7 protein-coding genes, 8 tRNA genes and 2 rRNA genes are annotated in these 15424 nt (G+C 43.0%); 3 read left to right on the top strand and 14 right to left on the bottom strand.

The window, feature by feature from the left end; translation table 11 throughout:
* Positions 1-19: 19 nt before the first annotated feature.
* A 23S ribosomal RNA gene (locus PVK79_RS12360) occupies positions 20-2906 on the bottom strand.
* A 440-nt stretch (positions 2907-3346) separates the two neighbouring features.
* A 16S ribosomal RNA gene (locus PVK79_RS12355) occupies positions 3347-4888 on the bottom strand.
* The 16S and 23S rRNA genes sit together here, the layout of an rRNA operon.
* Positions 4889-5508: 620 nt before the next feature.
* Between PVK79_RS12355 and PVK79_RS12350 the strand changes: the two genes are divergently transcribed.
* Entirely contained in the window at positions 5509-6930 is a 1422-nt protein-coding gene (locus PVK79_RS12350) for an alanine/glycine:cation symporter family protein (protein ID WP_257325709.1), read from the top strand.
* A 931-nt stretch (positions 6931-7861) separates the two neighbouring features.
* Here the strand turns inward: PVK79_RS12350 and PVK79_RS12340 are convergent.
* From PVK79_RS12340 to PVK79_RS12285, 12 genes are all read right to left on the bottom strand, one after another.
* Positions 7862-7948, bottom strand: a tRNA-Leu gene (locus PVK79_RS12340).
* A gap of 37 nt (positions 7949-7985) precedes the next feature.
* A tRNA-Cys gene (locus PVK79_RS12335) sits at positions 7986-8059 on the bottom strand.
* A gap of 18 nt (positions 8060-8077) precedes the next feature.
* Positions 8078-8153, bottom strand: a tRNA-Gly gene (locus tag PVK79_RS12330).
* Positions 8154-8303: 150 nt separating this feature from the next.
* Positions 8304-8390 (bottom strand) — tRNA-Leu (locus PVK79_RS12325).
* 39 nt (positions 8391-8429) lie between these two features.
* Positions 8430-8505 (bottom strand) — tRNA-Gly (locus tag PVK79_RS12320).
* Positions 8506-8571: 66 nt separating this feature from the next.
* A tRNA-Leu gene (locus PVK79_RS12315) sits at positions 8572-8658 on the bottom strand.
* A gap of 36 nt (positions 8659-8694) precedes the next feature.
* Positions 8695-8768, bottom strand: a tRNA-Cys gene (locus PVK79_RS12310).
* Between the two features lie 26 nt (positions 8769-8794).
* Positions 8795-8870 (bottom strand) — tRNA-Gly (locus tag PVK79_RS12305).
* 216 nt (positions 8871-9086) lie between these two features.
* Positions 9087-9632: a CDP-diacylglycerol--glycerol-3-phosphate 3-phosphatidyltransferase gene (pgsA, locus tag PVK79_RS12300; protein ID WP_145242294.1), complete on the bottom strand. Its 546-nt coding sequence runs from the start codon at positions 9630-9632 to the stop codon at positions 9087-9089.
* A gap of 42 nt (positions 9633-9674) precedes the next feature.
* On the bottom strand, positions 9675-11498 hold the full coding sequence (gene uvrC / locus PVK79_RS12295) for an excinuclease ABC subunit UvrC (protein ID WP_182735608.1): 1824 nt from the start codon (positions 11496-11498) through the stop codon (positions 9675-9677).
* Between the two features lie 9 nt (positions 11499-11507).
* Entirely contained in the window at positions 11508-12158 is a 651-nt protein-coding gene (gene uvrY, locus PVK79_RS12290; RefSeq protein WP_016707677.1) for a UvrY/SirA/GacA family response regulator transcription factor, read from the bottom strand.
* Between the two features lie 108 nt (positions 12159-12266).
* Positions 12267-13418 carry a dicarboxylate/amino acid:cation symporter gene (locus PVK79_RS12285; protein WP_182779119.1) on the bottom strand — a complete coding sequence of 384 codons (1152 nt, stop codon included), beginning with the start codon at positions 13416-13418 and terminating at the stop codon, positions 12267-12269.
* Positions 13419-13841: 423 nt separating this feature from the next.
* Here PVK79_RS12285 and cysK point away from each other — a divergent pair, with 423 nt between their 5' ends.
* Together cysK and PVK79_RS12275 are read left to right on the top strand one after the other, a co-directional pair.
* Positions 13842-14810: a cysteine synthase A gene (gene cysK / locus PVK79_RS12280; RefSeq protein ID WP_145242300.1), complete on the top strand. Its 969-nt coding sequence runs from the start codon at positions 13842-13844 to the stop codon at positions 14808-14810.
* Between the two features lie 187 nt (positions 14811-14997).
* Complete coding sequence (locus tag PVK79_RS12275; protein ID WP_392352533.1) at positions 14998-15393, top strand: hypothetical protein; 396 nt, start codon at positions 14998-15000, stop codon at positions 15391-15393.
* The last annotated feature ends 31 nt before the right edge of the window (positions 15394-15424 follow it).

The following is a 15424-nucleotide window of genomic DNA, read 5'->3' as shown; positions in this document are numbered from 1 at the left end:
AAAACGCGTTTGGCGTTGTATGGTTAAGCCTCACGGGTAATTAGTACAAGTTAGCTTAACATATCACTATGCTTCCACATCTTGCCTATCAACGTTGTAGTCTTCAACGGCCCTTCAGAGAGCTTATAGCTCTAGTGAGAACTCATCTCGAGGCCTGCTTCGCGCTTAGATGCTTTCAGCGCTTATCAGTTCCGAACGTAGCTACCGGGCAATGCCATTGGCATGACAACCCGAACACCAGCGGTTCGTTCACTCCGGTCCTCTCGTACTAGGAGCAACCCCTCTCAATTCTCAAACGCCCACGGCAGATAGGGACCGAACTGTCTCACGACGTTCTAAACCCAGCTCGCGTACCACTTTAAATGGCGAACAGCCATACCCTTGGGACCGACTTCAGCCCCAGGATGTGATGAGCCGACATCGAGGTGCCAAACACCGCCGTCGATATGAACTCTTGGGCGGTATCAGCCTGTTATCCCCGGAGTACCTTTTATCCGTTGAGCGATGGCCCTTCCATTCAGAACCACCGGATCACTATGACCTACTTTCGTACCTGCTCGACGTGTCTGTCTCGCAGTTAAGCTGGCTTCTACCATTACACTAACCGTACGATGTCCGACCGTACTTAGCCAACCTTCGTGCTCCTCCGTTACTCTTTGGGAGGAGACCGCCCCAGTCAAACTACCCACCAGGCACTGTCCGTAACCCCGATTCAGGGGCCAACGTTAGAACATCAAAACTACAAGGGTGGTATTTCAAGGACGACTCCAACAAAACTAGCGTCTCATCTTCTAAGTCTCCCACCTATCCTACACATGTAGGTTCAATGTTCAGTGCCAAGCTGTAGTAAAGGTTCACGGGGTCTTTCCGTCTAGCCGCGGGTACACAGCATCTTCACTGCGATTTCAATTTCACTGAGTCTCGGGTGGAGACAGCGTGGCCATGGTTACACCATTCGTGCAGGTCGGAACTTACCCGACAAGGAATTTCGCTACCTTAGGACCGTTATAGTTACGGCCGCCGTTTACCGGGGCTTCGATCAAGAGCTTCTCCGAAGATAACCCCATCAATTAACCTTCCGGCACCGGGCAGGTGTCACACCGTATACGTCATCTTGCGATTTTGCACAGTGCTGTGTTTTTAATAAACAGTCCCAGCCACCTGGTCACTGCGGCTCCAATCAGCTTAGAGAGCAAGTCTCATCACCAATCGGAGCGTACCTTCTCCCGAAGTTACGGTACGATTTTGCCTAGTTCCTTCACCCGAGTTCTCTCAAGCGCCTTAGTATTCTCTACCTGACCACCTGTGTCGGTTTGGGGTACGATTCGGTATAATCTGAAGCTTAGAGGCTTTTCCTGGAAGTATGGCATCAGCAACTTCATCACCTTGGTGACTCGTCTCGTGTCTCAGCCTAACAGTAACCCGGATTTACCTAAGTCACTAGCCTACACACTTTCACATGGACTACCATCGCCATGCTTGCTTAGCCTGCTCCGTCCCCCCATCGCAATTATACCAAGTACGGAAATATTAATCCGTTTCCCATCGACTACGCCTTTCGGCCTCGCCTTAGGGGTCGACTTACCCTACCCTGATTAACATGGGATAGGAACCCTTGGTCTTCCGGCGTGCGGGTTTTTCACCCGCATTATCGTTACTCATGTCAGCATTCGCACTTCTGATACGTCCAGCATACCTCCCGGTACACCTTCAACCGCTTACAGAACGCTCCCCTACCACTCAGAATAAATTCTGAATCCGCAGCTTCGGTGCATAGTTTAGCCCCGTTACATCTTCCGCGCAGACCGACTCGACCAGTGAGCTATTACGCTTTCTTTAAAGGATGGCTGCTTCTAAGCCAACCTCCTGGCTGTCTGGGCCTTTCCACATCGTTTCCCACTTAACTATGACTTTGGGACCTTAGCTGGCGGTCTGGGTTGTTTCCCTCTTCACGACGGACGTTAGCACCCGCCGTGTGTCTCCCGGATATTACTTTACGGTATTCGGAGTTTGCAAAGGGTTGGTAAGTCGGGATGACCCCCTAGCCTTAACAGTGCTCTACCCCCGTAAGTATTCGTCCGAGGCTCTACCTAAATAGATTTCGGGGAGAACCAGCTATCTCCCGGTTTGATTAGCCTTTCACTCCTAACCACAGGTCATCCCCTAACTTTTCAACGTTAGTGGGTTCGGTCCTCCAGTTGATGTTACTCAACCTTCAACCTGCCCATGGCTAGATCACCGGGTTTCGGGTCTATACCTTGCAACTAATCGCCCAGTTAAGACTCGGTTTCCCTACGGCTACCCTATTCGGTTAACCTCGCTACAAAATATAAGTCGCTGACCCATTATACAAAAGGTACGCAGTCACCCAACAAGTGGGCTCCTACTGCTTGTACGTACACGGTTTCAGGTTCTATTTCACTCCCCTCACAGGGGTTCTTTTCGCCTTTCCCTCACGGTACTGGTTCACTATCGGTCAGTTGGGAGTATTTAGCCTTAGATGATGGTCCACCTATATTCAGTCAAAGTTTCACGTGCTCCGACCTACTCGATTTCACTTAAAAGGGATTTTCATGTACGGGACTATCACCCTGTATCGTGGCACTTTCCAGAGCCTTCCATTAACACCAATTAAGCTTAAGGGCTGTTCCGATTTCGCTCGCCGCTACTTTCGGAATCTCGGTTGATTTCTTTTCCTACGGGTACTTAGATGTTTCAGTTCTCCGCGTTCGCCTCGTTAACCTATGTATTCAGTTAACGATACCTGCAAGCAGGTGGGTTTCCCCATTCGGAAATCCTAGTCTCAAGTGCTTTTTACTAGCTTGACTAGGCTTATCGCAAGTTAATACGTCCTTCATCGCCTCCAACTGCCAAGGCATCCACCGTGTACGCTTAGTCACTTAACCATACAACCCAAACGGGTCTTGCTTGGTCTTTGTTACTTATGCTGCCTTGCTTTCTATTTTTGCTTGGTTACATAACACGTTATGCGCCCAGCGACAAAAATATCAGCGGCGTTGCCTAAGTATCAAATCCACGTCGCAATACTAAACAGTAAAGTTTAGTCATACGTTAGTGACAGTTTAACTTCGCCAGAAGTTAATATTGAATACTAAAGTAGATACCAATCAACAAACGTAAAACGTTCATTAAATGGCACTGAATGATACTGCTATCATTCTTTTTTACTTTTGAAAACTCTGTACAAATAACAATGTTATTCATACGAATTTTATTATCAGCTTTTCCAAATTTTTAAAGAGCATATTAATTAGTTAACCCAGAGGGTAAAACTAACTAACAATCATCTGTGTGGACACTACGAACAAATAAGTTCTAAATCGTATAAGGAGGTGATCCAGCCCCAGGTTCCCCTAGGGCTACCTTGTTACGACTTCACCCCAGTCATGAATCACTCCGTGGTAAACGTCCTCCCGAGGGTTAGACTATCTACTTCTGGAGCAACCCACTCCCATGGTGTGACGGGCGGTGTGTACAAGGCCCGGGAACGTATTCACCGCGTCATTCTGATACGCGATTACTAGCGATTCCGACTTCATGGAGTCGAGTTGCAGACTCCAATCCGGACTACGACGCACTTTAAGTGATTCGCTTACTCTCGCGAGTTCGCAGCACTCTGTATGCGCCATTGTAGCACGTGTGTAGCCCTACACGTAAGGGCCATGATGACTTGACGTCGTCCCCACCTTCCTCCGGTTTATCACCGGCAGTCTCCTTAGAGTTCTCAGCATTACCTGCTAGCAACTAAGGATAGGGGTTGCGCTCGTTGCGGGACTTAACCCAACATCTCACAACACGAGCTGACGACAGCCATGCAGCACCTGTATCAGAGTTCCCGAAGGCACCAAACCATCTCTAGTAAGTTCTCTGTATGTCAAGTGTAGGTAAGGTTCTTCGCGTTGCATCGAATTAAACCACATGCTCCACCGCTTGTGCGGGCCCCCGTCAATTCATTTGAGTTTTAACCTTGCGGCCGTACTCCCCAGGCGGTCTACTTAATGCGTTAGCTTTGAAAAACAGAACCGAGGCTCCGAGCTTCTAGTAGACATCGTTTACGGCGTGGACTACCAGGGTATCTAATCCTGTTTGCTCCCCACGCTTTCGTACATGAGCGTCAGTGTTGACCCAGGTGGCTGCCTTCGCCATCGGTATTCCTTCAGATCTCTACGCATTTCACCGCTACACCTGAAATTCTACCACCCTCTATCACACTCTAGTTTGCCAGTTCGAAATGCAGTTCCCAGGTTGAGCCCGGGGCTTTCACATCTCGCTTAACAAACCGCCTGCGTACGCTTTACGCCCAGTAATTCCGATTAACGCTCGCACCCTCCGTATTACCGCGGCTGCTGGCACGGAGTTAGCCGGTGCTTCTTCTGTAAGTAACGTCACAGATAGCCTCTATTAAAGACTACCCTTTCCTCCTTACTGAAAGTGCTTTACAACCCGAAGGCCTTCTTCACACACGCGGCATGGCTGCATCAGGCTTGCGCCCATTGTGCAATATTCCCCACTGCTGCCTCCCGTAGGAGTCTGGGCCGTGTCTCAGTCCCAGTGTGGCTGATCATCCTCTCAAACCAGCTAGGGATCGTTGCCTTGGTAAGCCATTACCTTACCAACTAGCTAATCCCACTTGGGCTAATCTTTTGGCGTGAGGCCCGAAGGTCCCCCACTTTGGTCCGTAGACATTATGCGGTATTAGCAGTCGTTTCCAACTGTTGTCCCCCACCAAAAGGCATATTCCCAAGCATTACTCACCCGTCCGCCGCTCGTCAGCAAAGTAGCAAGCTACTCTCTGTTACCGCTCGACTTGCATGTGTTAGGCCTGCCGCCAGCGTTCAATCTGAGCCATGATCAAACTCTTCAATTAAAAGTTTTTTGTCTTTCGACAGCTCAATGAATTCTGAATTATTTGTTTTTGTTACCAAAAACGAATTGACTGTGCTGCAATTCTTTTCTTAAGTAAAACCTAAGTAAGTTATTGCTGTTGGTCACTCAGTTTCAATTGAGACTCTAAATTTTTTGCCTTGCTTAGCGAACTAAGCTCGGCTGTTAGAACTCAATCTGTACGAGTGCCCACACAGATGATTGCTTTATATTGTTAAAGAACGTTGCGGTTAAAGTCAAACTTTATCTCGCTAGGGCTGAGCATATTACGCTTTCCTATTTTTTTGTCAACACTTAATTTTAAACTTTCTTAAAAATCTAAATTCAAGTTTTACTCGACTAACTGATTAACTCTTGCCTCGCTAAGCGTTGCTGTCTGCCGTCTCAGTGGGGTCGCATTATAGGGCGCGGCGAATTTTACGCAAGCGTTTTTATCATTAAATTCGCATTTATTTCATACCCTCAAGATACCCAAAAGAAACTTACACCTTACCCACAGAAGCCTGTGGATAACCTCGTTTTTTTCATCGTTTCACTAAACTATCTGCTTTGCTTATGGTAAGTTGCCCGCTGTTTTTTAAACTCGTTCATTAGGCATATAACATGATAGATATAATAAATAGTATTAGTGGGCTGCTTTGGGGTCATATTCTCGTCTACCTATTAATAGCGGCAGGACTCTTTTTTACTATTAAACTCAAGTTTATTCAATTTGTTCAATTCCCCCACATGATTAAAGTCATGTTCAATTCTCGTCAGTGTGATAAAAACGGTATTTCATCTTTTCAAGCTTTTTGTACTTCCTTAGCCGCACGTGTTGGTACCGGAAATATGGCTGGTGTTGCTGTTGCACTGTATTTAGGTGGTGCTGGGGCTATTTTCTGGATGTGGCTAATTGCCTTAATAGGTATGGCAACGAGTTTTGCAGAAAGTACTTTGGCTCAAGCTTATAAGATTCGTGATGAACATGGTAATTTCAGAGGAGGCCCTGCTTATTATATGGAATATGGTTTGGGTAAACGTTGGATGGGGGTGGTTTTCTCACTCTGTTTGATATTGGCATTTGGCCTAGTATTCAATGCAGTGCAATCTAACTCTATAGCCGCTGCATTTAAAGTCGCTTTTGACATTCCAAACTATGTTGTTGGTTTAGTACTAGTCGTTGGCTCTGGCATTATTATATTTGGTGGCCTGAAAACTATTTCTCGCTTTGCAGAGTTGGTTGTACCATTTATGGCATTAGCTTACTTACTTGTAGCTTTATATGTGTGCGCTATTAATGCAGAGCAATTACCGACTGTATTTATGCGTATTATTAATAGTGCCTTTGGAATTGAGCAAGCGGGTGCCGGTGCGATTGGTTATGGCGTTATGCAAGCAATGATCCAAGGAATAAAGCGCGGCTTATTCTCAAATGAAGCAGGTATGGGTAGCGCAGCAAATGCGGCAGCGACTGCGACGCCAAATCCGCCCCACCCTGCCTCACAAGGTTATGTGCAAATGCTTGGTGTATTTATTGATACGGTTGTTATATGTAGTGCAACAGCCGCGCTGATTTTGCTCTCTGATCAATTAATAGCTGACTCAGGTGTAACTGGTATTGCATTAACTCAGGCTGCTCTTGAAGAACATGTTGGAAGCTGGGGCACAATCTTTGTTGCGATTGCTATATTATTCTTTGCTTTTACCTCAATTGTTGCTAACTATTCATACGCAGAAACTAATCTATTATTCTTAGAGCATAATCATGAGCATGGTATGTTGATCTTTAGACTTATAGTATTAGGTATGGTGATGTTTGGCTCTGTGAGTGAACTGGGGTTGATCTGGACCTTAGCTGATATTTCGATGGGCCTCATGGCAATCGTGAACGTTATTGCACTGTTTATGTTATCAGGCGTGGTGATCTGGCTTGCGAACGACTACACCACACAGCGCAAAGCTGGCAAATTACCAACATTTGATCCAACCAAAAATACTCAGCTTGATCAAACCATCCCGAAAGGGATTTGGCATAAAAAGTAAATAAGCTTATTTACAATCAAAGAGGGAGCCTATGTGCTCCCTTTTTTGATCAAAATAATAATGCCTTAGTAGTTATTCAGATTTGCTATCACAAGCGTCTAATATATTCATCGCTAAAGCGCGGCCCTTATTGAGTGCTTTATAAATCTGGCTACAGCTTCAACAATGCTTCAGCGAAGCGCCACACAGGAGTGTTGCTCTGAATCTATTGGGTATGCATGCGGCTGCAATTGGCATAGTGACGCTTTACTGTTCTCAGCATTGGCCATTTATCAAGCGTCACCACAAAAGTAAAGCCTGCTGCTTTTTATACCAATCTGCCAAATTATGTGATCTAATTAGCGCACAGATACTTATCTACTTTTACTGAATTGAACTTAAAAGAATCCAAACAACTTTTAGTTTTATCACGTAAAGAGCCTAATGCAAGAAAACGCATACGCCTGCTTGCTGTTTCATTATTCTTTGAGGGTGGAAACAGAACGAATATTGCTAAGCGGCCAAATACAGCACGCGGCAGTGTCAAAAATGGATTTCAAACTACCTTAACAATTGAGTTGGATACGACAACACTGTCTATCTAATCGTGTATTTAGTGGTTATGAAGAAATAGTCGAACAGGTTTCGCAAGCGTGGAATAAATTCATCTCCGTCCCTGATACGGTTAAAATTATATGCTCTAGAGATTAGATCAAATTTACTTAATCTTTATGCAGATTGGTATTAGTGTTAGTTAAGCTAATTTCTCTGGCATCAATCAACAAAGTGATTTGCGTATATTTTGGTATTAAGATTGTCCGTACGCGCTATGGATAAAAGTTAAACGCATACAAAAGCTATAAGGTGAAAGTTTAATTTAATAGATAGATAAGCAATTTTGGGTGTGTTTTTTTACGCTGTAGGTATAAATGAAGTAATAGTAAATATAAAGTGGTGCCCGAGGCCGGACTTGAACCGGCACGACTTGTTAGTCGAGGGATTTTAAATCCCTTGTGTCTACCAATTCCACCACTCGGGCATCGAGTTTGCTAATTAAAGCGTGTGGAGTAATTATTTGGAGGCGGAACCCGGAGTCGAACCGGGGTAAACGGATTTGCAATCCGGTGCATGGCCACTCTGCCATTCCGCCTAAATGTAACAAATAATTTGGAGCGGCACACGAGGCTCGAACTCGTGACCTCGACCTTGGCAAGGTCGCGCTCTACCAACTGAGCTAGTGCCGCATAAAACTTTGTCAGTAATTTGTACGTTGGTGCGCGACTATGTCGCGGTAAACGTTCTGGCAACTGAGCTAGTGCCGCATAATTAGATATAATTCTTTGTAAGAAATATTTTTTATCGCCCTTAAATTACCTTGGTTGAGTAATTTAAAGTGGTGCCCGAGGCCGGACTTGAACCGGCACGACTTGTTAGTCGAGGGATTTTAAATCCCTTGTGTCTACCAATTCCACCACTCGGGCATCGAGTTTGCTATTTAAAGCAAGTGGATAAAACTAATATGGAGCGGCACACGAGGCTCGAACTCGTGACCTCGACCTTGGCAAGGTCGCGCTCTACCAACTGAGCTAGTGCCGCATCATATTAATTCTAATTACTACATTTTTAAAAGTTACATTTGGTATATGCAACTAAACCACAAAGTGGTGCCCGAGGCCGGACTTGAACCGGCACGACTTGTTAGTCGAGGGATTTTAAATCCCTTGTGTCTACCAATTCCACCACTCGGGCATCGAGTTTGCTAATTAAAGCGTGTGGAGTGTTGATTGGAGGCGGAACCCGGAGTCGAACCGGGGTAAACGGATTTGCAATCCGGTGCATGGCCACTCTGCCATTCCGCCTCAATACTGGGTAACCTTTGATAAACTGGAGCGGCACACGAGGCTCGAACTCGTGACCTCGACCTTGGCAAGGTCGCGCTCTACCAACTGAGCTAGTGCCGCATAACGCATGTAAGTATTAATATGTTTCATCGCAACCTTGTCGCGGTAAAACATTCTAGCAACTTAACCAGTGTCACTTTGTTTATCTAGGGGGCTATGCCCTCTCAACACGGACGCATTCTACAGAGATTATTAAACGCGTCAATACAAAAAATGCTAGTTTTGAACTGTTTGATTATTTTTTATCTAAAACGGTGCGTTATTATACGTTTAGAGTCAATTTTTAGTCAATTCAGACCACGCTGCTATCAAATATTGCAGCATAGAAGTAACCGTTAAGAAGGTCGCAATGTAAAGTAAGCCATAACTTAAGTACATCATCCAACTATCATATTGCCAAATGAGTCCAATAATAGCTAACATTTGCGCAGCAGTTTTAAACTTACCCATATTTGATACAGCTACATTACCACGCTTGCCTTGCTCTGCCATCCATTCTCGAAGTGCTGAGATAACAATTTCTCTGCTTATTATGATTAAAGCAGGAATAGTCATATACATTGATTGATAATAACTAGCTAAAGCAACCAATGCTGTACACACCATCACTTTGTCAGCAACAGGATCTAAGAATGCACCAAATGGCGTAGACTGCTCAAGCTTGCGCGCTAGATAGCCATCAAGAATATCAGTGATCGATGCAAGCCAGAAAATAAAAGCTGCAGCAAAGAAAGCCCATGAATAAGGCAGATAAAATACCACCAAAAAAATGGGGATAAGAAAAAGTCTAAATGTTGTGAGTGTGTTTGGAATATTCCACATAACTACTTGGGGATGTCTTTTTTTCTATATTCGCACGAAGGGCTAGCCCTTGTCATGCAAATGGTTAAATATCTTCTCAGCCATGTCAGAGCTGATCCCGGGTACTTGCTTTAATTGATCTATATTAGCAGCTTTTACTCCCTGCATGCCCCCTAAAAATTTTAATAATGTTTGGCGTCGTACCGAGCCGATACCACCTATCTCTTCTAATAGTGATTGAGTGCGTTGTTTTTGCCGCTTATTACGGTGCCCTGCAATAGCAAAGCGATGTGATTCATCGCGAATATGTTGGATCAAATGTAGCGCTGGTGCGTCTGAATCCATTGGAATTGTTTTCCGACCACCATCAATTAATAGTGTTTCAAGGCCTGGCCTACGACTGGTGCCTTTTGCCACACCGACTAACAGCGGCATTTTTGCATGTGGCCAATTAGCAAAATACTGCTCGGCACGAGAAAGTTGTCCTTTACCACCGTCGATAAAAATCACATCAGGAATTTTATCTTCGTCAACCAACTTGTTGTAACGCTTGTTTAACGCAAACTCCATTGCAGCATAATCATCACCTCCGGTGATCCCTGTGACATTAAAGCGTCGATATTCTTTATTATTCGGTCCTTGCGAATCAAACACCACACAACTGGCAACTGTGTTTTCTCCCATTGTATGGCTGATATCAAAACATTCCATACGATTAATATCATCAAGCCCTAACGTCGCTTTAAGTTGTGCGTAACGCTTATTAATCGAATCCTGAGTGCTTTGCTTCACGGTAATACTATTAAGCGCATTCTTATTAGCGAGCTGTAAGTATTGCGCACGCTCACCGCGTGTAACTGTTTTTAAAGTTACTTTGCGTTCACTCACTTGGCTTAATGCTTCACTGAGTACATCAATTTCATCAAGTGCAAATGGCAAAATAACTTCTTTAGCAATTCGCCCTGTTGCACCTGGCGCTAAATAATATTGCCCAAGAAATGAAGCCAGTATTTCTTGTGGCTGTGAATCTTTCGGTACTTTTGGAAAGTACGTTTTGCTACCGAGTACTTTATGATCGCGGATCATCAACAAATGAATGCCATTGAGGCCATTTAAATGAGCAAAACCCACAACATCCATTTCGGCATAATTACCTGATATCGATTGTTGCTCTTGCATTTTACGCAGTAGCATTATTTGATCGCGTACTTTAGCCGCGAGTTCAAATTGTAAAGCGTGGCTCGCAGCTTCCATTTTAGAGATCAACGCTGCGATGACTTCATGAGATTTGCCAGTCAAAAATTTACGTACAAAATCAACTTGCTGATTGTATTCATCGTCACTCACTTCATTCACGCAGGGTGCAGAACAACGTTTTAGCTGAAATTGCAAACAAGGTCGGCTGCGAACGCGATAATACGCATCTTCACATTGACGAACAGGAAATATTTTCTGCATTAACCGCAAACTTTCAGAGACAGCCCCAGCGCTTGGAAATGGCCCAAAATACTCGCCTTTTACTTTGCGGCTACCGCGATGAAATGCAAGTCTTGGATGTTTGTGAGCAGTTAATAAAATATACGGATAGGATTTATCATCACGCAGTAAAATATTGTAACGTGGCTGATATTTTTTTATTAAGTTATTTTCAAGCAGTAAAGCTTCGGTTTCAGTATTGGTTAAAGTGATGTCAATATCACTAATGTTACTGACTAAAGCGCGAGTCTTGCCATCCGTGACATTGCTACGAAAATAGCTACTAACACGTTTTTTAAGGTTTTTAGCTTTACCAACATAAATAACTTTGTCATCACTATCAAGCATCCGATAAACGCCGGGTTCGCTTGATAGTGTTTTTAAGAAATGGGCGTGATCAAATTCTGCCATGGGGCAACACTAGTGGGCGCTGTCGATGTCGATCATCTTATGACGAATAGCCAAATGAGTTAATTCAACATCACCACCCACATTCAGCTTTTCAAACATTCTATAGCGATAGCTGTTCACTGTTTTAGAACTTAAATTAAGGCGTTCGGCAATGTCTTGTACTTTTTCACCTTTAGTGATCATTAACATGATCTGTAATTCACGTTCAGATAAACTCTGAAATGGACTTTCATCAGTACGACCCGTCACTTGCGCAAGGGCAATTTGTTGAGCTATTTCTGGTGCAATATAGCGTTGCCCTGCATTTACTGCGCGAATTGCATTAACCATTTCATCAGAGCCCGCCCCTTTGGTTAAGTAACCATGAGCGCCAATTTGCATCACTTTACTTGGGAATGGGTCTTCACAATGTACTGTTAGTACAATAATTTTCACATCAGGGCAATAGCGACAAATTTTCTTGGTCGCTTCTAATCCGCCAATACCTGGCATATTCATGTCCATTAGCACAATATCAGGAGAATGCTGACGGCAAAATTGTACCGCTTCTTCACCTGTTTTAGCTTCACCAATTACTTTAAACCCACGAACATCATCTAAAATACGTTTGATACCCGTTCGTACGAGCTCATGGTCATCAACTAAAAGTACATTAATCAATGGGACACCCTCATATAACCTAACAGCACGTCAATATGACAATTTAATTGGTCACACTAACACAGAAAATCTGAAACGATAACTCAATTATCGTTTCAGATAACTAATTTAAGATGGCGTTTTTTCACTGAAGCGGTCAACCCACAAAGCAATTACACCATCACCGGTAACATTACAGGCTGTACCAAAACTATCCTGAGCCAAATAAAGCGCTATCATTAACGCCACAGCACCTTCATTGAAACCGAGCATACTGGTTAACAAACCCAGCGCAGACATGACGGCTCCGCCCGGAGCACCCGGTGCGGCAATCATTACCACACCTAGCATCATAATAAACGGCAACATCCCAAATAATGATGGTACATCCATGTTTGGTGATAAAAACATCACCGCCATCGCGCAAGTTACGATAGTGATCGTTGAGCCAGATAGATGAATAGTCGCACACAAAGGTACAGTAAAGTTAGCAACATCTTCTTTTACATTATTTGCTTTGCTTGAGCGTAAAGACACTGGAATAGTCGCAGCACTAGACATAGTGCCTAAGGCTGTAAAGTAAGCTGGGAGCATATTTTTAATTAATTCAACTGGGTTGCGTTTTAATAAGATACCCGTACCGATATAAAGAATACTTAACCATACCCAATGCATGATTAATGCAGCAATCAACACCACACCAAACGTTTGTAAGGTATCAACAACAGTGCCTGCAACTGTCATCTCAGCAAACACACCTGCAATATAAAACGGTAATGCTGGGATAATAACTTTTGCTAGCAAACCATCAATCACATCGCGGCCCTGATCCGATACTTTTTTCAAGGTCTCTAGCTCTAATTGGCTCATACCGATACCAAACACAAACGCTGTCGCAAGCGCAGTCATAACACCCATCAATGGTGGGATCTCTAAATCAATAAAACTTGCCACTTCGGTGGCTATTTCAGCTTCGAAGGTTAAACCGCCATCAAATAACGGAATAATTGCACTAACAACCATCACTGCTAATGTGCCTGCAATAATGGTCGAACCGTAGGCGAAACCAACGGTTTTACCTAACAGATGGCCTGAGCCTTTTGGTAAACCAGCAATACCTGATGCTATAAAAAATAAAATAATTAGTGGAATAGTAAAAGTGATCAGTTGGCCAATTATTTCTTTTACCGTGTAAAGGAGTTCAACTCCCGTTAGTGGAACATATAAACCCACTAAAATACCGGCCAATATACCGGCAATTAATTTTAAGATTAACGTCATTGTCATCACTTCATAAATTTTGATGGGTGAGGTTTTAGCATGTTTTTAATTATATGTATCATAAAACCGCTCAACAACAGCCTGTTTGCACAAAATACAATCACTTTTAGCGTTAAACGCCCGTCTAATTTGTTCATTATAATATCTACTAGGCAATTCATTATGATCTAGCGCATATAAATTTTGGTCAGTATTTGTATCCCTAATAATCCTATGTCAGCATACCTGATAGTATTTTTGTTTTAATAACTATACATACAAGCTGTCGCTGTTTTTATTTCATTCAGTTATAAGCCGAATAGATATATCTTATAGCCAAACTTTACTTTAGTTTTTTTAATTCAGCAGTAAAGTGTCACTATTACAGATCGATTTACAATAAAAATCGGTCACGATTGAATAAATTGCACCTAAGGGAACATTATGTCTACTATTTTTGAAGATAACTCACTCAGTATTGGTAACACACCGTTAGTAAAACTAAACCGTGTAACGACAGGTAATGTTTTTGCTAAAATAGAATCTCGTAATCCTAGCTTTAGCATTAAATGCCGTATTGGTGCATCAATGATCTGGGAAGCTGAAAAATCAGGTGAGCTGACTAAAGATAAAGAGCTGATTGAACCAACTTCAGGTAACACAGGTATCGCTTTGGCGTTTGTTGCGGCCTCGCGTGGATACAAACTTACGCTTACAATGCCAAACACCATGAGTCTTGAACGTCGTAAGTTACTAAAAGCATTAGGTGCTAATTTAGTCTTAACAGATGGTGCTAAAGGTATGAATGGTGCGATCGCTAAGGCAAAGGAAATTCAAGCATCAGCCCCTGAAAAGTTTATTTTATTACAACAATTCGAAAACCCTGCAAACCCTAAAATTCACTTTGAAACAACAGGCCCAGAAATCTTTAATGCATTAGATGGAAAAGTTGATTTCTTTGTGGCTGGTGTGGGTACTGGAGGTACAATTACTGGTGTCAGCCGTTATTTGAAACTTGAAAAAGGCCTTAATGTAAAGTCAATCGCTGTTGAACCAACTAATTCGCCAGTGATCAGCCAAACACTCGCGGGTGAAGAAATTAAACCTGGGCCACATAAAATTCAAGGTATTGGCGCAGGCTTTATTCCTGGTAATTTAGACCTATCAATGATCGATGGTGTAGAGCAAGTGTCTAATGAAGAATGTATAGCAATGGCTCATGAGCTGATGAAAAAAGAAGGTATATTAGTTGGTATTTCATCTGGCGCTGCGGTTGTTGCAGCAAAGCGCATTGCGGAGTTACCTGAAAATGCAGGTAAAAATGTCGTAGTAATTTTACCTAGTGCAACTGAGCGTTATTTATCAAGCCCACTTTTTGCTGAAGAGTTTTCAGAGCAAGAGCTGGTTCAATAAGTTTAAATAGCTTTTGAAAAAGGATGCAAACTGCATCCTTTTTTATTATTTATTGCATTCACATCACTAATTCTTACCGTAAACTTTACATCTGTCGCATTTCGTCACACACTAAATCATCACTAATAAATCTATTTATCTAATGAAATCATTTATAACTCTTTGCACTGCTACATTTTTACTGCTAATGAGCGGCTGTGGAAATGAAGATTCACCAAAAGGTGAAAAAAATACTCCAGGAAATAGCGCTGCACTATTTTTTGATACGCTTTATAACGAAAACGACCTAAGCAAAGCCAGTACTATGGCCACACCTAAAATGGCGCGGATCATGAACTCTTACGGCACCTCAAAACAATTTGCCCGCAATTTAGTCAACATGCAATACGATGATGTAGTAATTGAAGTTGATATGACTAATATGAGTTTAAGAGAACAATATGGCGATACAGCCAATATCAACCTTATTTTCACAGGCCACTTCAATGGGAATAAAGTTGATGATATGCGCAGCGTAAAAATGGTGCGTAAAAAAGGCAATTGGTACGTTGATAAAATCAATGCCGATCCATTTGCACGCTAACGCTTTATATTAAATATTTAGACCACTTAAC

Source organism: Pseudoalteromonas rhizosphaerae (genome assembly GCF_028885455.1).
In the GTDB taxonomy this organism is placed as follows: Bacteria; Pseudomonadota; Gammaproteobacteria; order Enterobacterales; family Alteromonadaceae; genus Pseudoalteromonas; species Pseudoalteromonas rhizosphaerae.
Note: the sequence above shows the minus strand (reverse complement) of the source record. Positions and strands in the feature narration are given on the sequence as shown.